At 65.6% G+C, this 20,154-nt stretch carries 14 protein-coding genes; 11 read left to right on the top strand and 3 right to left on the bottom strand.

From position 1 onward, the window contains the following. Positions 1-18: 18 nt before the first annotated feature. Positions 19-1,179 (bottom strand): succinylglutamate desuccinylase/aspartoacylase family protein, encoded by a 1,161-nt coding sequence (locus D9M09_RS23205; protein ID WP_240453451.1) that lies wholly within the window; start codon positions 1,177-1,179, stop codon positions 19-21. Between the two features lie 175 nt (positions 1,180-1,354). Here D9M09_RS23205 and D9M09_RS23200 point away from each other — a divergent pair, with 175 nt between their 5' ends. From D9M09_RS23200 to D9M09_RS23190, 3 genes are all read left to right on the top strand, one after another. After that, positions 1,355-2,356 (top strand): MurR/RpiR family transcriptional regulator, encoded by a 1,002-nt coding sequence (locus tag D9M09_RS23200; RefSeq protein ID WP_121670488.1) that lies wholly within the window; start codon positions 1,355-1,357, stop codon positions 2,354-2,356. A 32-nt stretch (positions 2,357-2,388) separates the two neighbouring features. Continuing rightward, the gene (locus D9M09_RS23195) at positions 2,389-5,148 is read left to right on the top strand and encodes a TonB-dependent receptor (RefSeq protein WP_070288637.1); all 2,760 of its coding nucleotides are present in this window, start codon (positions 2,389-2,391) and stop codon (positions 5,146-5,148) included. A gap of 162 nt (positions 5,149-5,310) precedes the next feature. Then, a complete protein-coding gene (locus D9M09_RS23190; RefSeq protein WP_070224311.1) occupies positions 5,311-6,564 on the top strand; it encodes a cyanophycinase in 1,254 nt (417 codons plus the stop codon). Here the strand turns inward: D9M09_RS23190 and D9M09_RS23185 are convergent. Both D9M09_RS23185 and D9M09_RS23180 read right to left on the bottom strand, forming a co-directional pair. Further along, on the bottom strand, positions 6,555-7,757 hold the full coding sequence (locus D9M09_RS23185) for a DUF418 domain-containing protein (RefSeq protein ID WP_121671208.1): 1,203 nt from the start codon (positions 7,755-7,757) through the stop codon (positions 6,555-6,557). The two genes, D9M09_RS23190 and D9M09_RS23185, sit on opposite strands and share 10 nt — an antisense overlap. 8 nt (positions 7,758-7,765) lie before the next feature. Continuing rightward, a complete protein-coding gene (locus D9M09_RS23180; protein WP_070311597.1) occupies positions 7,766-8,368 on the bottom strand; it encodes a TetR/AcrR family transcriptional regulator in 603 nt (200 codons plus the stop codon). Positions 8,369-8,582: 214 nt separating this feature from the next. On the opposite strand from D9M09_RS23180, the gene D9M09_RS23175 reads away from it, so the two are divergent. The 8 genes from D9M09_RS23175 to D9M09_RS23140 all read left to right on the top strand — a co-directional run bounded on the left by D9M09_RS23175 (position 8,583) and on the right by D9M09_RS23140 (position 20,150). Beyond that, entirely contained in the window at positions 8,583-10,025 is a 1,443-nt protein-coding gene (locus tag D9M09_RS23175; protein ID WP_121670487.1) for an IgA Peptidase M64, read from the top strand. 427 nt (positions 10,026-10,452) lie between these two features. After that, on the top strand, positions 10,453-10,638 hold the full coding sequence (locus D9M09_RS23170) for a hypothetical protein (protein ID WP_121670486.1): 186 nt from the start codon (positions 10,453-10,455) through the stop codon (positions 10,636-10,638). After that, entirely contained in the window at positions 10,635-11,420 is a 786-nt protein-coding gene (gene fabI, locus D9M09_RS23165; protein ID WP_121670485.1) for an enoyl-ACP reductase FabI, read from the top strand. Before D9M09_RS23170 ends, fabI begins: the two co-directional genes overlap by 4 nt. A 10-nt stretch (positions 11,421-11,430) precedes the next feature. Beyond that, a complete protein-coding gene (locus tag D9M09_RS23160) occupies positions 11,431-12,876 on the top strand; it encodes an efflux transporter outer membrane subunit (protein WP_430886677.1) in 1,446 nt (481 codons plus the stop codon). Between the two features lie 18 nt (positions 12,877-12,894). Then, on the top strand, positions 12,895-13,968 hold the full coding sequence (locus tag D9M09_RS23155; protein ID WP_121670484.1) for an HlyD family secretion protein: 1,074 nt from the start codon (positions 12,895-12,897) through the stop codon (positions 13,966-13,968). Positions 13,969-13,970: 2 nt separating this feature from the next. Then, entirely contained in the window at positions 13,971-16,712 is a 2,742-nt protein-coding gene (gene rbbA / locus D9M09_RS23150) for a ribosome-associated ATPase/putative transporter RbbA (RefSeq protein WP_121670483.1), read from the top strand. Position 16,713: 1 nt separating this feature from the next. Continuing rightward, the gene (locus D9M09_RS23145; protein ID WP_099409173.1) at positions 16,714-17,838 is read left to right on the top strand and encodes an ABC transporter permease; all 1,125 of its coding nucleotides are present in this window, start codon (positions 16,714-16,716) and stop codon (positions 17,836-17,838) included. A gap of 47 nt (positions 17,839-17,885) precedes the next feature. After that, positions 17,886-20,150, top strand: coding sequence for a DUF3141 domain-containing protein (locus tag D9M09_RS23140; protein ID WP_121670482.1), 2,265 nt, complete (start codon positions 17,886-17,888; stop codon positions 20,148-20,150). The last annotated feature ends 4 nt before the right edge of the window (positions 20,151-20,154 follow it).

Here is a 20,154-nt window from a genome sequence, read left to right as displayed (position 1 = left end):
GGCGCTTTTTTGTGACATTTATTGGCTCAACAGGCTGCCGCCGCGGAAGGCGATGCTGCCTGCGACCTTGCCGACGTTCATGCCGCGCAGGACGTGGCGGTGGGCGCTGCGCGCAAAAAAGACGCCGGCGACCGTGCAGCGCAAGGTTGTCGTCTCGCCGCTGACGGGGTCGATCAGGTCGGCCACCGCGTCGCCGGTGGCCAATACGTCGCCCATTTCCCGCAGGTAGACCAGCACGCCGTGATGCGGCGCGAGAATCGGTTCCACGCCCGCCAGCGGCGTTGGCGTACATTGCGGCGCGGGCAGGTCGTCGCCGGCGCCGGCGATGTCCAGCACGCCCTCGATGGCGAGAAAGCGCAGCAGGGCGGCGGCGTCGCGTTCGGCCAGGGCGTAGCTCACCTCCACCTCGCCGCGCAGTTCGACGGTGGTCGACAGGCAGGCGGCGGGAATCGGATAGCGGCCGCCGAAGTGCGCGTCAAGATCCCACCACAAGCGGCTGCAGGCTTCGTCGAACGGCTCTTCGCCGGCTGCCAGTTCCAGCAGCACGGCGCGCGCACCCAGGAGCGCGGACAGGGGCGCGATCTGCGCCGCCAGCGGCGTGCCGGTATAGATGTGCAGGGCTGCCTCGTTATCGCAATGCAGGTCGAGCACGATGTCGGCGTCGATGGCCATGCCCAGCAGGGTTTTCTTCAGCGTCTCCGCATCCGTGCCCGGCTGCCAGGCGGCGACGGCGGCGCGCGCGTGCTCGCGTATCAGCGCCACGTTGGCTTGCGCATCCTGCCCCAGCTGGCCATCGAGCGTGGTTTTCAATTCATCGGCCACGTGGCGGTAGGCGCGGTTGAAGTTGATGCCGGTGGTCAGGTCGAAACGGCCGAACGGCGCGCCATGGATGGCTTGCGCCAGGCCGATCGGGTTGGCGGCCGGCACCAGGATGATTTCGCCGTGCACCTTGCCGGCCGCTTCCAGCGCCAGCAGTTCGCGGCGCAAAAATTGCGACACCAGCATGCCCGGTACCTCGTCCGCGTGCAGGGCCGCCTGGATGTAGACCTTCTTGCCGCTGCAGCTGGTGGCGGCCGCGGTGCCGAAGTGGAAGCTGCTCAATTGGCATGACATGCTGGCGTGCGCGGTGGAGATGGAATGCTGCTGTACTTGCATGGTGGGCGCCCCGAAAAGGTGCATGGTTGATGGATTCCGGTCGATTATGTAGCAATATTTTCACGAAGTAAATCAATGAAAATCCTTTTACAAATATTTGTTGAGTTTTCTTTTTGATATGAGTACAGTAAGTTCCAGCGACCCGATTTCCCCCTCCGCCAGTGATCAGCAGTGCCCAAGAATACAGGCCGCCAGTGATATGAGAGCATCCGCCAGTCCTGCCAGAAGCAGCGCCCCCACGCCACTTGCCACCACGCTGGCGTCGCCCGATGCCGCCTTCGCGCAATCGCCGCTGGGGCAGGCGCTGATGCACGTGCTGGCCGGCGGCTCGGCTTCGCAGCGGCAGATCGCCGATTACCTGCTGCGCAACCAGATGCGCGTGACGGCGCTGGGCATCGAGGAACTGGCCGACAGCTGCCAGGTGTCGACGGCCACCATCAGTCGCTTCGCGCGCGATATCGGTCAGAAGAATTACTCGGCCATGCGCGGCGCCATGGCCGAAACCCTGCAATCGCTGCTGCAGCCGGTCGACAAACTGCGCCGCACGATAGAACGGCGCGCGCGCGCCACCTCGCCCATCACGGAAAGCCTGGAATATGCGGCCGCGAACATCGCCGCCACGTCCGATGCCCTGTCGCCGCCCGCCATGCTGGCCGTGGTGCGTCGCCTGACGCGCGCCAAGGTCGTGTACGTGATGGGTTTCGGCCTGTCGGCCAACCTGGCGGGCATGCTGGTGCAGCATCTGCAGCCGTTTTGCCCGCACGTGGTGGATGTGGTGGGCATCGGCGGCTCGGAAGTGGCGGCCGGTCACCTGGTCAACCTGACGGCGCAGGACGTGCTCGTGGTGATCTCGTTCCCCCGCTACACGCTCGACTGCATCGGCCTGGCCAGCTTCGCGCGCGACCGCGGCGCCTGCATCGTGGCGCTCACCGACTCGCCCGCGTCGCCCCTGGGCGAACTGGCCGACCACGCGCTGTATGCGCAAAGCACGCATCCCGTCCTGCCCAGCAGCGCCAGCACGGCGCTGGCCATGATCGAGGCGCTGGCCGTGGCGCTGATGGTATCGAACAGGAAGAACGTAGAAAAAGCGGCCCGCTTGAGCGAAGTCATCTCCGCCTATCTGTATGGCGGCGAACATGGCGTGCAAGGCGCGCGGAAAACAGCTTCAAAGCAACGCAAGGCAGTCCCAAAATCATTATAAAAATCAGGCATCAACATCCGGGGAGAATGACTATGCAGATGAAAAAACAGGACGGCGGCTCCTTGCCGCGCGAATCGGTGCTGGCGCAAGGCGTGCGGCTGGCGCTGGGGGCCCTGAGCGTGTCGGCGGCGCTGGGCATGCTGGCCGGCGGCGCGCAGGCGCAAGAGCAGGGGCCGGATGTGGAGCCGGCGCCGAAAAAAATGCAGCGCGTGGAAATCACGGGGTCGGCCATCAAGCGGCTGGAGTCGGAGACGGCGCTGCCCGTGCAGATCATCACGCGGGCCGAGATCGAAAAGGCGGGCGTGACGACGGCGGCCGAGCTGATGGCGCGCGTGTCGGCCAACGTGGGCGGCCTGACCGATGGCGTCAGCATCAACGTGGGCGGCGACCAGCGCGGCTTCAACAGCGCCAACCTGCGCGGCGTGGGCACCTCGTCGACCCTGGTGCTGCTCAATGGCCGGCGCATGGCCAACTTTGCCTCGCCCGGCGACGATGCGGGCGTGGACCTCAATAACATTCCCGCCGCCGCCCTGCAGCGTGTGGAAGTGCTGCTCGATGGCGCCTCGGCCCTGTACGGCACGGACGCCATCGGCGGCGTCATCAATTTTATTACGCGCAAGGATTACCAGGGCGTGGAGCTGAACGCCTACGGCAGCGGCACGCAGGAAGGCGGCGCCGGCAAGCGCACGGCCAGCATCACGGCCGGCACGGGCGACCTGGCCACGGATGGCTACAATATCTTTGCCGTGGTCGACCTGCAAAAAACCGACCGTCTGAGCACCTCGCAGCGCAAGTTCATTCCGCACCTGCAGGTGCCGGAACGCCTCGGCCATTTGCTGTCCAGTTACACCAGTCCGGCAAATATCCGCCTCTCCAGCGACCAGCGCGACTACCTGCAGGAGCAGGGCTTCCTGCTCAATGGCCAGCCGATCACGAATCGCCTGATTAATCTGTCGATTCCTGGCTGCAGCGGACCGGCCAATGTGTACCTGCCTGCCGGCACGGGCGGCGTCGATGCGTGTACCTATAACTACATGGGCGACACCGAGCTGTATCCGAAAACGGACAAGCAGAACCTGCTCACGCGCGGCGTGCTGAAACTGAATAACGATCACCAATTGTATGCGGAGGTGGCGCTGAGCCGCTCGCGCAGCTATTACGTGGGATCGACAGCGCGGCCGGATGGCGAAATCGACGCCAGCATGGTGCCGCAGCTGAACGCTGCCGGGTTGACCGGCACGCTGGCCCTGCGCATCCGCCTGAACGAAGCGGGCATGCGCACCAGCGAATTGACCAGCGAAAGCCAGCGTTACGTGGTGGGCGCCACCGGCACCGTGGGCGGCTGGGATTACGACGTGGGCTTGAATCACAGTGTCAATGTGGTCAGGGACAAGGACACGCACGGCTACCTCCTGGCAGACCAGCTACAAAAGGGCATCACGGATGGCACCATCAATCCCTTCGGCCCCTCCAGTGCGGCGGGCAAGGCGCTGCTCGAGAGCATCCAGGTCAACGACGAAGTGCGGCACGCGCGCGGCGTCATGGATGCGCTCGATTTCAAGGTGTCGCGTGCCTTGATGTCCATGGGCGGCGGCGACATGGCGTTGGCGGTGGGCGGCGAAGTGCGGCGCGAGCGCACGGATTTCCGGCCATCCGCATTGCTAATGAGCGGTAACATCACCAACGATGACGCGCCCGAAGGCGGCGTGGCCACCAGCGACAGCCGCAACGTGCAGGCCATCTATAGTGAATTGCTATTGCCGTTTAGCAAGCAATGGCAGGCGCAGCTGTCCGGCCGCTATGACCATTACCAGCAAGTGGGCGGCGCCCTCAGTCCGAAGATCGGCCTGACCTACATGCCCAGCAAGGAGGTGCTGCTGCGCGCCTCGGCCGGCAAGGGCTTCCGCGCGCCGTCGATGTCGGACCTGCATCGGCCCACTGTCTACAGCCAGACGGCGACCCTGCCTGATCCCGTGTACTGCGAAGCCGAGAACAACGACTACTCCGTCTGCGCCGACAACTGGCGTACGCGCCGCTACAGCAACGACAAGCTGAAACCGGAGCGCAGCCGCCAGTTCACGGCCGGCGTGGTGCTCGAGCCCGGCCAGCACTGGACCTTCAGTGCCGACTACTGGAACATCAGGCGCACGGATTTGATCAGCGAAATCGGCGACGACATCATCCTGTCCAACCTGTCCAAGTACGGCAATCTCGTACACCGCGACGAAGACAATGGAATCCGCTACATCGAGCTGCGCAAGGAAAACCGCGGTGCGCAAAAAGCCTCGGGCATCGATATCACGGCCGACCTGCATGGCGTGAAAACGGCGTGGGGACGCTTTGGCGGACATCTGAGCGGCACCTATGTGCTCGGCTCAAAAATCCAGACCAGCCCTGGCGATGTCTTCATCAGCAATCTGAACAAGTTCGTCACGGACGGCGTGGTGCAGCGCTGGCGCCATACGATCACCCTCGACTGGGACAATGGCCCGTATTCGGCCAGCCTGTCGAACACGTATTCGAGCGGCTACGATGACCAGAACTCGGCCATCAACACGGACGACGGCAGCGTGGTCAAGCCGAACCGCGTGAAGGCCTACACGCTGTGGGACATGTCGGGCGCGTATGCGGTCAGCCAGCAGTTCAAGCTGCGCGCCGGCATACAGAATCTGTTCAATACCAGTCCGCCATACTCGAACCAGGCATTTTTCTTCCTGTCCGGCTATGACCCCAGCTACGCCGACCCGCGCGGCCGGCGCTTCTACGCCAGCGCCAATTACAGCTTCAAGTAAGCAGTTTTACATAGAAGCGTGGAGATAGCGCAACAACGCTGTCATATGCGGCAAGTAGTATCGTAGTTCGATGCAGTTGGGTGGCAGGCAGCAGTTTTGGCAGCAAGGGCGCGCGCCGGTATCAACAAGTGCGCGCCCCTTTCCTTGTATTCGAAAGGCATCATGAAATTATTCTCAATCCGGTACCACACCTTTTGCGCCGCGCTGCTGTTCGCGCTGGCATTGTGCAGCTTCCATGCCGTGGCGGCGCCCGGCGGCAGCGCCATCGGCAGCGCGCCGCAGGGTACGCTCGTCATCATCGGCGGCGGCCTGCGCGCCGACAATGCCGAAGTGTGGCAGCGCATCGTCAAGTTGTCGGGCGGTCCGGGCGCGCGCATCGCCGTGCTGGCCTCGGCCGCGATGAACCCGGAAAAATCGGGTGAAAGCATCATCAGGAAGCTCAATCAATATGGTGCGGACGCCTTTTTCGTGCCGCTGGCCGTCAAGCTGGCCAACCGCGATTACCGCAAGGCGGCCGAAGATCCGGCCATCGTCACGCAGATCAAGTCGGCCACCGGCATCTATTTTGCCGGCGGCGACCAGGGGCGCATCACGCAAGCGTTGCTGCGCCCGGACGGCAGCCGTACGGCCGCGCTGGAAGCCATCTGGTCGGTCTACCGCAACGGCGGCGTGATCGCCGGCTCCAGCGCCGGCGCGGCCATCATGAGCACGACCATGTTCTACGATGCCAAACCCGTGCTCGACATGCTCAAGATGGGCGTCACGGATGGCCGCGAGATCGCGCCCGGACTGGGCTTCATCGGCAGCGACGTTTTTGTGGACCAGCATCTGCTGGTGCGCGGGCGCTTTGCGCGCATGATTCCCGTGATGCTGAAAAAAGGCTATCACCTGGGACTGGGTATCGATGAAAACAGCGCCATGGTGGTCGACGCCATGCGCGACGTGGAAGTGATCGGCTACAGCGGCGCCCTGCTGATCGACCTGTCGGGCGCCATCAGCGACCGCGGCGTGAAAAATTTCAATATCAGCAATGCTGCCATCAGCTATCTGGACCGGGGCGACAAATTCAACCTCGTCACGCGCGTGTTTACGCCCTCGCCGGACAAGGCCGACAACAAGCTCGATCCGAACCAGCCCGACATGCGCGAGCCCGTGTTCACCAACGATATCCTCGGCAACAACGCCGTGCTCGACCTGATGGGCAACCTGATCGACAACGCGCAGCAGGAAGCCATCGGCATCGCCTTCGGCAACCCGCGCGACCCGTACCCGGAGCTGGGTTTCGAGTTCCGCTTCAGTAAAACGGTCAACAGCGTCGGCTACAGCTCGACCGAGGCGGAAGCGTATTCGGTGCTCAAGCTGCGCCTCGACATCCGCCCCATCCAGCTGCGCCAGCCGCTGTACCGCTACAAGTAGCTTGCACTGGCGCGCCGCCAGCGCGGCCACGCGGCGATCGTCAGGGCCCGCAGCAGCCATTCGACGGGGCCATAGGCGTGGCCGCGCAGCCACCAGCGGCTCAGGGGCAGCTGCAGGCTGAAGATGATGAGGGCCAGCGCCAGTGCGCCGAGCGGCGAGACGCTGCCCATCAAGCGTGCGCCATACGCGAGGAACAGCCAGGCGCAGACGGCTGACTGCAGCAGGTAGTTCGACAGGGCCATGCGGCCCGTATCGGCCAGCAGCGCAAACAGCGTGCCGTCGCGCAGCCGTTCGAAGAGGGTCAGCGCGCATGCCAGGTAGGCGCCCGCCAGCAGCGGCGCGCTCGCCAAGCCGACGGCCAGTCCCGCCACCTGCCATGCCTGGCTCTCGCCATACACGGAGGTCCACGCATACAAGGCGGCGCCGGGCAGGCCCGCCAGCGCGCCGGCCCGCAGCAGGCGGCGGCGCAGCGGCAGATAATCGGCCGCGTGCAGCAGCATTTCGCGCTTGCCGGCGGCCAGGCCGCACAGGAACATGGCCAGCGCGCACGGCGCCTGCACCAGCAGCAGGACGATCCAGATGTCGCTCAGTTCGCGCAAGTGCTGATTGACGACGGCGGCCGGCGTGGCGCGGTAGGCGGCCAGCGCCGCTGCCGCCTTCTGTGCCATCGCCACGGCGTTGTCCGCCGCGTCGCCCGCCGGCTGCAGGCTTTGCAGCCAGGCCATGCCTGCCCAGAACGCGGCGCAGACGGCGACGAGCACCAGGGCCAGGCACAGCGCCTGGCGTTCGCCGCAACGGTGCAGCGCCAGCAGCACGATGCCCAGCACGGCGTAGGTGGTCAGTATGTCGCCATGAAACAGGAACACGGCATGCAGGGCGCCGATCAGCCACAGGCCCGCCTGCCGGCGCAGCATGCGCGGCACGAACGGTGCGTCGGCGCGCGCGGCCGCCTGCATCTGCAAGGTGAAGCTGTAGCCGAACAGGAAGGAAAACAGCAGGTAGAACTTGGTCTCGAACAGCAGCGCGACGAGGAAATGCGTGGCGCGGTCGACGCCGCCGTGAAAGGCGGGATCGGTCAAGCCCAGGCCGAACCAGGGCGTGGCGAAGGCGCCGATATTGACGGCCAAAATGCCGAACAGGGCGCAGCCGCGCAGGGCGTCGACGTCGGCGATGCGCGCGGACGGGGTTTTCATGGCGGCGCTCATGCCAGGGCAGGGCGCAGGAAGCGCGCCAGCAGCAGGTGCAAACTGGCGCGCTGCGCCAGCGGCGCGTAATCGGGATCGACGGCGACCCGGTTGAAGATGCCGTCGATCAGCGCGGCGATCCAGCCGGCCGTTTGCGCGGCGTCCAGCGCGGCGTCGATCTGGCCTGCCGCCGCCGCCTCTGCCAGCAAGGTTTGCAGGCCGCCGCGCAGGCTGGCGTCGTTGCGCGCCACCCTGGCCGCGATATCCGTGTCGCGCATCGCCTCGGCGGCAATGTCCAGCGCCAGTCCCGCAAAGTCCCCGTCGGCCGCCAATGCCAGCACCAGGTCCATGAAGTCGAGCAGGGCGCCGTACGCATCGGCGCTGCCTTGCACGCCGGCGAAATAGGCGGCCGTCTCGTTGCCTTCCTGGTCGACGATGGCGGCGATGATGGCTTGCTTGGTGGGGAAATAGTGAAACAGGTTGCCGGGACTCATGCCCGCCTGCGCGCAGATGGCGGCGGTGCTGGTCTGGTGAAAGCCCTTGCGCGCGAAGCAGTGGCGCGCGGCGGCGAGGATGGCGTCGCGTCGCGCCGCGTGTTTATCGGGATCGATGGTGCGCATGGTGTTTGGCTGTCCTTTTATTTAATCGACTAGTCAGTCTAATATAAAGAGATTGCGCGGCGCGGTCAAGCTGATGGGTGAAATGGATGCTTTGCAGTGCCGATTCCTGTCGCTACAATGTGCCGCACCGGATTTTTCCATGCCCGCCGCTGGCGCCGCTGTTTGTTCGGAAATCCGCTTCTTTTACCCGTTTTTCTACCGTGTTAGGAATGAGATGCAGCAGATCCCGATTCGATCCTTCCTGTGCGCGCTGGCGCTGGCCGCCGGCATCGTCCCTGCCGCGCAAGCGGCCAACGCAGCCCAGCCGGCCACCATGCGCCTCGACTACCAGCACAGCGGCAATGCGCTGGGCGAGCATTATGCGGTCGAGCGCGTGCTGGTCGAGCCCCTGCCATGGCCCGGTAACCTGGCGCGCCCCATCGATGACAGCAACCGCGGCAACAATATGCTGGAAGTGGTCGACATCAAGTCGGGCAAGGTGCTGTACTCGCGCGGCTTTTCCACCATCTTCGGCGAGTGGGCCAGCACCGACGAAGCGAAAACCACCACGCGCGCCTTCCAGGAGTCCGTGCGCTTCCCGCAGCCCGAGCAGCCCGTGCGCGTGCGCATCCTCAAGCGCGACGAACGCGGCCTGTTTTCCATTGTGTGGAGCACCGACGTCGATCCTGCCGCGCAGGACGTGATCCGCAAGCAGCCGCCGGCGCCCGTCAAGCCGATCCCGATCCGTGTCGAAGGCCCCTCGTCCGAGAAGGTCGATCTCCTGATCATGGGCGATGGCTACACGGCCGCCGAAATGGGCAAGTTCGAAGCGACGGCGCGCAAATTGGCCGAGCACCTGTTTACCGTCTCGCCATTTCGCGAGCGGGCCAATGATTTCAACGTCTGGGCCATGGCCGCGCCGACGCAGGAATCGGGCGTGTCGCGTCCATCGACGGGCGTGCATCACGCCTCGCCGCTGGGCACGCGCTACGACATCTTCGGCAGCGAGCGCTATGTGCTGACGACGGACAACCGCGCGCTGCGCGACCTGGCGCAGTACGCGCCGTACGAATTCATCGAAATCCTCGTCAATAACGATACCTACGGCGGCGGCGGCATCTTCGGCCAGTTCAGCACGGCGGCAGCGAACAACGACTGGGCCAACTACCTGTTCGTGCATGAATTCGGCCACCATTTCGCCGGCCTGGCCGACGAGTACTACACTTCGCCCGTGGCCTACCAGTCGAACGGCGAGCGCCAGGAGCCGTGGGAGCCGAATGCCACGGCGCTGCGCGATCCAGCCAAGCTGAAATGGAAGAGCCACGTCAAGGCCGGCACGCCGCTGCCGACGCCCTGGCCGAAGGAAGCGTACGACAGCCATGCGCGCGAATACCAGAAGCAGCGCGCGGCCCTGCGCGCGGCCAACCGCCCGGAAAGCGAGATGAGCGATTTGTTCAAGGCCGACCTGGCATACACGCAGCAGCTGTTCTCGAAGGCGCCGCAGCGCCATGCGGTGGGCGCCTTCGAAGGCGCGAACTATGAATCGTCCGGCTACTACCGTCCCGAGATGCAGTGCATCATGTTCGACCGCAGCGAGACCTTCTGTTCCGTATGCCAGGATGGGATCAGCACCATCATCGACTTGTATTCGCGTCCCGCCCCGGCAGCGGGAAAATAATGCCGTTCATGTCGTTGGAGTAAGCATGGTGGGCCATGTTGCATCGCAATAGCATGGCCCCCCGTTTCACCGTTCCCCGCCTTGCGCCGCGCGCCACGGCGCCGCGTAGTTTGTTTTTCAGGCAATTCCCCTTCTTTTGCTCGGCCGCCTTTCTGTGCGCCAGCCCCGCGATATTATCAAATAAGCACCGCGATTCGATTGCTTGTCAATTAGTTCATTTAAATAATATTGATGTAGAATTTGATGTATATCAATGTTGCATCGCCGCAATCGCACTTATAGTTGACCTAGCTCAAAAACGATAAGCATGCGGACCGGACTCATCGCGAATCACGTATCTAAATGCTGTAGAGTAATTTTCGCCCTGTACCAGTTCCCCGAGAATGCACTGGTGCCGGCCTCGAATTTCAGTGACGGAAGCCGATTCATGAAGATGCACACCCCCGCGCCTGACGCGTGCAATACCCTCCATCCCCACACACCGATTGCCTTGCCGTATGCGCGCGCCGGCGGCGTGACCCTGGCCATCAGCGCGGCCGCCACGCGTGCCGGCGCGGTGCGCTGCGTGCAGGCGGCCACGCCGTGGCCCGCCTTGCGTCCGGTCCAGGCATGACGGCCGGCTTGCACCCGCACTTGCCTTTGCAGGGCAAGCGTGGGCTGGTGGTGGGCATCGCCAATGCGCAAAGCATCGCCTGGGGCTGCGCCAGCGCGCTGCGCGCGGCCGGTGCCGAACTGGCCGTGACCTGGCTTAATGACAAGGCCAGAGCGCACGTGGAGCCGCTGGCGCAGCAAGTGCAGGCGGCCATCATGGCGCCGCTCGACGTGGCCGTGCCGGGCCAGCTCGAAGCGCTGTTCGCGCAGATCGGACGGCAGTGGGGCGCCATCGATTTCGTCGTCCATTCCATTGCCTACGCGCCGAAACAGGATTTGCATGGCAGGGTCACGGACAGTTCGGCCGACGGTTTCGCGCAGGCGATGGATATTTCCTGCCATTCCTTCATGCGCATGGCGAAGCTGGCCGAACCCCTGATGCGGGACGGCGGCAGCCTGATGACCATGAGCTACCTGGGCGCCGAGGAAGTCATCGCCGACTACGGCCTGATGGGGCCCGTGAAGGCGGCGCTGGAAGCGTCGGTGCGCTACCTGGCCGCCGAACTGGGGCCGCAAGGCATCCGCGTCAACGCCATTTCGCCGGGCCCACTGGAGACGCGGGCCGCTTCCGGCATCGCCCATTTCGACCGCCTGATGGCCGACGCCATCGAACGCTCGCCCATGCGCCGCCTGGCCACCATCGAGGACGTGGGCGCGCTGTGCGCCTTCCTCGCCGGCGACGGCGCGCGCGCCATCACGGGCGGCACCCTGTATGTCGATGGCGGCTACAACATTCTGAATTGACTGGAAGAAGATGACCATGGCTGTTTCTACTTTGTCCAACCGCGCCAGGATGGCCGCGCTGGCCACCGCGCTGGCCCTGGCCGGCTGCGCCTCGCTGGCGCCGCCGTACGCGCCGCCGCCGCTGCCCGTGGCGGCGCAGTATCCGGAAGCCGATCCGGCCGGCGCGCAGGCGCCCGACGTCGCCTGGCAAGCCTACTTTGCCGACCCGCGTCTGCAGGCGCTCATTGCGCAGGCGCTGGCCGGCAACCGCGATATCCGCATCGCCGCCCTGCGCGTGGAAGAGGCGCGCGCCGCGTATGGCATCCAGCGCGCGGAGCAATTCCCCACCATCGCGCTGGGCGCCTCCGGCAGCCGCGCGCGCGTGCCAGACGACCTGAGTCCGACGGGCCGCGCCATGACGAGCGCGCAGTACCAGGCGGGCTTGAACGTGAGCGCCTGGGAACTCGATTTCTGGGGCAGGGTGCGCAGCCTGAAGGACAGCGCGCTGCAAACCCTGCTGGCCAGCGACGAGGCGCGCCGCGCCGTCGGCGTGGCCCTGGTGGCGCAGGTGGCCAATGGCTACCTGGGCTTGCGCGAACTCGACGAGCGCGTGGAACTGGCGCGCGCCACGGTCGACAGCCGCGCCGAATCGCTGCGCATCTTCACGCGCCGCTTCGAGGTGGGGTCGATCTCCAAGCTGGACCTGACGCAGGTGGAAACCCTGCTCAGCCAGGCCCTGTCGCTGTCGGCACAGCTGGAGCAGGCGCGCGCCGTGCAGGCGCATGCGCTGGCCCAGCTGGTGGGCGGCCCCGTCGACCTGACGCCAGTGGCTGGCGAGGTGCGCCGCTTTGACGACGCCAGCGTGCTGCAGCCGCTGCATGCGGGCCTGCCTTCGGCCTTGCTGACGCAGCGTCCCGACCTGATCGCGGCCGAGCACCAGCTGCGCGCCGCGCAAGCCAATATCGGCGCCGCGCGCGCCGCCTTCTTCCCCACCATTTCGCTGACGGCGGCTTATGGCACGGCCAGCGCGGAATTGAGCGGCTTGTTCGACTCGGGCAGCGGGGCCTGGAATTTCGCGCCGCGCCTGGTACTGCCGATTTTTGACGCGGGCCGCATCCGCGCCAATATGGACCTGGCCGAGGTACGCCGCGACGTGGCCGTGGCCAATTATGAAAAGAGCGTGCAGGGCGCCTTCCGCGAAGTGGCCGACGCGCTGTCGAACCGGCGCTGGCTGGCGCTGCAGGTCGATATCGGCAAGACCACCTTGGCCGCGCAGAGCGAACGCGCGCGCCTGGCCAAGCTGCGCTACGACAATGGCGCCGCGCCCTACCTGGAAGTGCTCGATGCGCAGCGCGACCTGCTGACGGTCGAGCAGCAGCTGGTGCAGACGCGCCGCGCGCTGCTGTCCAGCCAGGTCAGCCTGTACGCGGCCCTGGGCGGCGGCGCACCCGCACCCGCCGCCGCTTCCACTCACTAATTTGATCGCCCCGATACCATGAATGCTCAACTGAAGAAAAAACTCATCCCCGCGGCGCTGGTCGTGGCCGTGCTCGTGCTGGGCTACGTGGCCTGGCAAAAAATGCGCCCCACGGGCCCTGGCGAAGGTTTTGTCAGCGGCAATGGCCGCATCGAAGCGACGGAAGTCGACGTCGCCACCAAGCTGGCCGGCCGGGTCAAGGAGATCCTCGTGCGCGAGGGCGACTTCGTCAAGGCGGGCCAGCCGCTGGCCACCATGCAGGTCGACTCGCTGACGGCCCAGCGCGACGAGGCGCGCGCGCGCCAGCAGCAGGCGTCCGATGCCGTGGTCGGCGCGCAGGCGCAGGTGGCCGTGCGCGAAAGCGACAAGGCGGCCGCGCTGGCCATGGTGGCGCAGCGCGAAAGCGAACTCGATGCGGCCAGGCGCCGCCTGGCCCGTTCCGAAACCCTGTCGAAGGAAGGCGCTTCCTCGGTGCAGGAACTCGACGACGACCGCGCCCGCGTGCGCAGCGTGGCCGCCGCCCTGAATGCGGCCAAGGCGCAGGTGACGGCGGCGCAGGCGGCCATCGATGCGGCAAAAGCGCAGGTGGTCGGTTCGCGTTCCGCCGTCGTGGCCGCCGAGGCGACCACGGCGCGCATCGATTCCGACCTGGCCGATGGCCAGCTGACGGCGCCGCGCGACGGCCGCGTGCAATACCTGGTGGCGCAGCAGGGCGAAGTATTGGCCGGCGGCGGCAAGGTGCTCAACCTGGTCGACCTGTCGGACGTCTACATGACCTTCTTCCTGCCCGAGACGGCGGCCGGCAAGGTGGCGCTGGGCGGCGAAGTGCGCCTCATCCTCGACGCGGCGCCCAATTACGTGATTCCCGCCACGATTTCGTTTGTCGCCGCCAGCGCGCAGTTCACGCCGAAGACGGTGGAAACGGCCAGCGAGCGCCAAAAACTGATGTTCCGCGTGAAGGCGCAGATCAGCCGCGAGCTGCTGCAAAAGCACCTGGCCCTGGTCAAAGTGGGTTTGCCCGGCGTGGCCTGGGTGCGCCTCGATGCGAAGCAGCCCTGGCCCGCTGAACTGACGGCGAAGGTTCCGCAGTGAGCATGGACGTGACTTCCTTTGTCGTCAGCATCAAGGGCGTCAGCCAGCATTACGGCAAGACGGTGGCGCTCGACGGCATCGACCTCGACGTGCCGGCCGGCCGCATGGTGGGACTGATCGGCCCCGATGGCGTGGGCAAATCGAGCCTGCTGTCGCTGGTGGCCGGCGCACGCGCCGTGCAGCATGGCAGCGTGATGGCGCTGGGCGGCGACATGCGCGATGCGCGCCACCGCGACGACGTCTGCCCGCGCATCGCCTACATGCCGCAAGGCCTGGGCAAGAATCTGTATCCGACCCTGTCGGTCGAGGAAAACCTGCAGTTTTTCGCGCGCCTGTTCGGCCATGACGCGGCCGAGCGCCGCCGCCGCATCGACCAGCTGACCCGCAGCACGGGCTTGCAGCCCTTCCTCGCGCGCCCGGCGGGCAAGCTGTCGGGCGGCATGAAGCAGAAGCTGGGCCTGTGCTGCGCCCTGATCCACGATCCCGACCTGCTCATTCTCGATGAGCCGACCACCGGCGTCGATCCGCTGGCGCGCGCCCAGTTCTGGGACCTGATCGCCGGCATCCGCGTGCAGCGCCCGCAAATGAGCGTGATGGTGGCCACCGCCTACATGGACGAGGCGCAGCGCTTCGACTGGTTAGTCGCCATGGATGACGGCAAGGTGCTCGATACGGGCACGCCGGCCGAACTGCTGGCGCGCACAGAAAGCGGCAATCTGGAAGCGGCCTTCATCAAACTGCTGCCCGAAGCCAAGCGCGCCGGCCACCAGCCCGTCGTGATCACGCCGCTGGACGCCGCCAGCGCGCAGGACGTCGCCATCGAGGCCAAAGACCTGACCATGCGCTTCGGCGATTTTACCGCCGTCGACCATGTGAATTTCCGCATCGGCCGCGGCGAGATCTTCGGTTTTCTCGGTTCGAACGGCTGCGGCAAGTCGACCACCATGAAGATGCTCACGGGTCTGCTGCCGGCCACGGAAGGCAAGGCCTGGCTGTTCGGCAAGGAAGTCGATTCCAACGACATCGACACGCGCCGCAGGGTCGGCTACATGTCGCAGGCGTTTTCCCTGTACAGCGAACTGACGGTGCGCCAGAACCTGGTGCTGCACGCGCGCCTGTTCCACGTGCCGGAGGGCGAGATCCCGGCGAGGATCGACGAAATGGCGCAGCGCTTCGACTTGCGCGCCGTGATGGACGACTTGCCCGACAGCCTGCCGCTGGGCATACGCCAGCGGCTGTCGCTGGCCGTGGCCATGGTGCACAAGCCGGAAATGCTGATCCTCGACGAACCGACGTCCGGCGTCGACCCCATCGCACGCGACAATTTCTGGCGCCTGATGATCGAGCTGGCGCGGCGCGACCGCGTCACCATCTTCATTTCCACCCACTTCATGAACGAGGCCGAGCGCTGCGACCGCATCTCGCTGATGCACGCGGGTAAAGTGCTGGTCAGCGATGCGCCGGCCGAACTGGTGCGCAAGAAGGGCGCGCCGTCGCTGGAGGCGGCCTTCATCGCCTACCTGGAAGAGGCGGGCGGCGGTACGGCAGCGGCAACAGTGCAGGAAACGCCGGCATCCGTGCCGCAGGAAACGGCACCGGCGCCGCAGCACCGGCGCAGCCGTTTCAGCCTGGGCCGCATGCTCAGCTACATGTGGCGCGAGGCGCTGGAATTGCGCCGCGACCCCGTGCGCCTGACCCTGGCGCTGGGCGGCTCCGTGCTGCTGCTGTTCGTCATCGGCTTCGGCATCAGTCTGGACGTCGAAGACTTGAGCTATGCGGTGCTCGACCACGACCAGACGACCCTGAGCCAGAATTACACGAACAACCTGGCCGGCTCGCGCTACTTCGTCGAGCGCCCGCCGTTGCGCGACTATGCCGATATCGACAAGCGCATGCGCAGCGGCGAACTGTCGCTGGCCATCGAGATCCCGCCCGGCTTCGCGCGCGACGTGCAGCGCGGCGCGCCGGCGCAGGTGGGCGCGTGGATCGACGGCGCCATGCCGATGCGCGCCGAAACCGTGCAGGGCTATGTGCAGGGCATGCATCAGCTGTGGCTGGCCGACCAGGCCTTGCACCGCTATGGCATCACGATGAGCAACCCCGTCGCCATCCAGACGCGCTACCGCTACAACCCGGACGTGAAAAGCCTGCCCGCCATGGTGCCGGCCGTGATTCCCCTGCTGCTGCTGATGCTGCCGGCCATGCTGGCGGCGCTGTCCGTGGTGCGCGAAAAGGAACTCGGCTCCATCATCAACCTGTACGTGACGCCCGTCACGCGCCTGGAATTTTTGCTCGGCAAGCAGGTGCCCTACGTCGTGCTGGCCATGTTCAACTTCGTCCTCATGGCCTTGCTGGCGGTCACCGCCTTCGGCGTGCCGATCAAGGGCAGCTTGCCGACCCTGATCGGCGCCACCTTCATCTTCAATATCTGCGCCACGGGCATCGGCCTGTTCGCCTCGACCTTTACGCGCAGCCAGATCGCGGCCCTGTTCGTGACCATGATCGGCACCATGATCCCTGCCATCCAGTTTTCCGGCCTGCTCAATCCCGTCTCGTCGATGGAAGGCGTGGGCAAGGCCATCGGCCTGATGTACCCGGCCACGCACATGCTCAATATCAGCCGCGGCGTATTCAACAAGGCGCTGGGCTTCGGCGACCTGCACGCCTCGTTCTGGCCCCTGCTCGTCGCCATTCCCGTGATCCTCGGCGTGACGGTGGCGCTGCTGAAGAAACAGGAGAGCTGACATGCGCCATCTTGAAAACATCTACCGCCTGGGCGTGAAGGAAATCTGGAGCCTGATCCGCGATCCGATGATGCTGATCCTGATCCTCTACACGTTCACCCTGGCCATCTACGTGGCCGCCACGGCCAAGCCGGAAACCCTGCACATGGCCTCGATCGCCATCGTCGACGAGGATGGCTCGCCGCTGTCCGCGCGCATCGCCTCGGCCTTCTTCCCGCCCCAGTTCACGCCGCCGGCCATGATCAACCAGAGCCAGGTCGATGCGGGTCTCGATGCGGGCCGGTACACCTTCGTGCTGACGATCCCGCCCAAGCTGCAGGCCGACGTGCTGGGCGGGCGCCAGGCGGAATTGCAGCTGAACGTGGACGCCACGCGCATGAGCCAGGCCTTCAGCGGCAGCGGCTACATCCAGCAGATCGTCGCCGGCGAAATAGCCGAATTCGCCAAGCGCTACCGGGGCGCGACCGTCTCGCCCGTGGAGCTGGTGATGCGCGCGCGCTTCAATCCCTCGCTGAGCCAGGCGTGGTTTGGCTCGCTGATGGAACTGATCAACCAGGTGACGATGCTGTCGATCATCCTCACGGGCGCGGCCCTGATACGCGAGCGCGAACATGGCACCATCGAGCACTTGCTGGTGATGCCCGTGACGCCGGCCGAGATCATGCTGGGCAAGGTCTGGTCGATGGGCCTGGTGGTGCTGCTGGCCGCCGCCCTGTCGCTGAACCTGGTGGTGCGCGGCATGCTGCACGTGCCGATCGAAGGCTCGATCGCGCTGTTCCTGTGCGGCGCGGCCCTGCACCTGTTTGCCACCACCTCGATGGGCATTTTTCTGGCCACCGTGGCGCGCAGCATGCCGCAGTTCGGCATGCTGCTGATCCTCGTGCTGCTGCCGCTGCAGATGCTCTCGGGCGGCAGCACGCCGCGCGAAAGCATGCCCGAGCTGGTGCAGAACATCATGCTGATCGCCCCGACCACGCATTTCGTCGAATTGAGCCAGGCGATCCTGTACCGGGGCGCCGGCATCGACGTAGTGTGGAAACCGTTCCTGGCCTTGCTGGCCATCGGCACGGCCCTGTTTACCTTCGCGCTGGCGCGTTTTCGCAAGACCATCAGCCAGATGGCGTAGCCCCCGCGCCGGAATGGTCCGGCGTTTTTTGCATGAAAAGGATAGCCATGACAACCGAAGCTGCACCATTTTTCTCCACCGGCGGCTTGCCGTCCCTGGGCATGCTGGGCGATTATGCGCGCGACTCGTGGCAGCGCATCGTGCTGTACGCGGACGTGATGCGCCGGCGCGGCAACCAGTACCAGGAGCACCTGGCCGAGGAAGTGCCGAACGTGCTCGATTTCCCGGCCGAACTGGTGATGTCGGGCCTGGAGCTGGCGCGCCCCGTCAACTATGGCCTGGCGCGCATTTTGACGCCCGATGCGCCGGAACCCGATCCATCGAAGCGCCCGTTTGTTGTCGTCGATCCGCGCGCCGGCCACGGTCCCGGCATCGGCGGCTTCAAGGCGGAGAGCGAGATCGGCGTGGCCCTGCGCGCCGGCCATCCGTGCTACTTCATCGGCTTCCTGCCCGATCCCGTGCCGGGACAGACGGTGGAAGACGTGATGCATGCGGAGGCGGCCTTCCTGGAAAAAGTCATCGCCCTGCATCCGCTCAGCGAAGGCAAGCCCGTCGTCATCGGCAATTGCCAGGCGGGCTGGCAAATCCTCATGACGGCGGCCATGCGCCCGGAATTGTTCGGCCCCATCATCGTGGCCGGCGCGCCCGTGTCCTACTGGGCCGGCTGGCATGGCCGCAATCCGATGCGCTACGCTGGCGGCCTGATGGGCGGCAGCTGGGCCACGGCGCTGGCGGGCGACCTGGGCAACGGCCGTTTCGACGGCGCCAGCCTGGTGCAGAATTTCGAAAAGCTCAACCCGGCCAACACGCTGTGGAGCAAGCAGTACAACCTGTACGCGAACATCGATACGGAAGCGCCCCGCTACCTGGAATTTGAAAAATACTGGGGCGGCCATGTGTTCCTCAACGACGTCGAGATGCAGTACATCGTCGACAATCTGTTCATCGGCAACCGCCTGGCCACGGCCGAATTGATCACCTCCGACGGCGTGCGCCTGGACTTGCGCAATATCCGTTCGCCCATCGTTGTGTTCTGCTCGAATGGCGACAACATCACGCCGCCGCCGCAGGCGTTGGGCTGGATCACGGACCTGTACCGCGACGACAAGGATGTGCTGATGCACGATCAGACCATCGTCTATGCCGTGCATGACAGCATCGGCCACCTGGGCATCTTCGTCTCGGCCAAGGTGGGGCACAAGGAACACCAGAAATTCGCCAGCAATATCGACCTGATCAACCTGCTGCCGGCCGGTATCTACGAAGCGCGGATCGTCGACAAGACGCCCGACACGCCGAATGCCGACCTGGCCAGCGGCGATTATGTGCTGCAGGTCGAGCACCGCGGCATCGAGGACGTGCGCGCCATCGTGCAGCCGAGCGTGGAAAACGACCGCAAGTTCGCCGCCGCCGCGCGCGTATCCGAGGTCAACCTGGCCCTGTACCGCACGTTCGCGCAGCCGTGGGTGCGCGCCATGGTCACGCCGCAGACCGCGCGCTTCCTGCAGCTTGCGCATCCGCTGCGCGTGTCGTACGAGCGCTGGACCGACCACAATCCGCTGGCCAGGCTGGTGGCCAAGGAGGCGGAAAAAGTGCGCGCCCACCGCCAGCCGGTATCGCCCGACAACCCGCTGCTGGCCATGCAGGAAGCCGTCTCCGGCGCCATCACGGCCGGTTTGAACGGCTGGCGCGACTGGCGCGATACTGTGCAGGAAACCACCTTCGACCTGGTGTACGGCTCGCCCCTGGTGCAGGCGCTGACGGGACAGTCCATCGGCGATGCTGCGCCGCCGCGCCCCCATCCCGGCATCTCGCCCGAGCATTGCGAATACGTGCGCTGCGAAACGCGCAAGATGGACGAGGACATGCAGCGCGGCGGCCTGGTGGAAGCGGCCGTGCGCGCGCTGTTCTACATCTACCGCTTCCGCATGATCGCCGACGAGCGCAGGGTCAACCTGGCCCTCAAATTGATCAAGCCGCAATACCGGCAGGAGGTCAGCATGGAGGAATTCCGCGGCATCGTGCGCCAGCAGGCGCGCCTGATGCTGCATGATTTCGATGCCGCCATCGCCGCCTTGCCGGCCTTGCTGTCGCGCGCCGATCCGGACGACATCGGCGCGCTGGCCGAATGGCTGCAGCAGGTGCTGCAGGTGCCCGAGCCGCCGACGCCGGACGAGGAAGCAAGCCTGCAGCAGATGCTGGACGTCTTCGACCGCGCAGTCAAGCAGCAGGCGCAGGCGCTGCCGCCGGACGCGCGCGCATCCCATGCCGGACCCAAAGCCAAACCGGCCAAACATATTACCTCTGCCTAGAAGA

Source organism: Janthinobacterium agaricidamnosum, from assembly GCF_003667705.1.
Taxonomy (GTDB): domain Bacteria; phylum Pseudomonadota; class Gammaproteobacteria; order Burkholderiales; family Burkholderiaceae_D; genus Janthinobacterium.
Note: the sequence above shows the minus strand (reverse complement) of the source record. Positions and strands in the feature narration are given on the sequence as shown.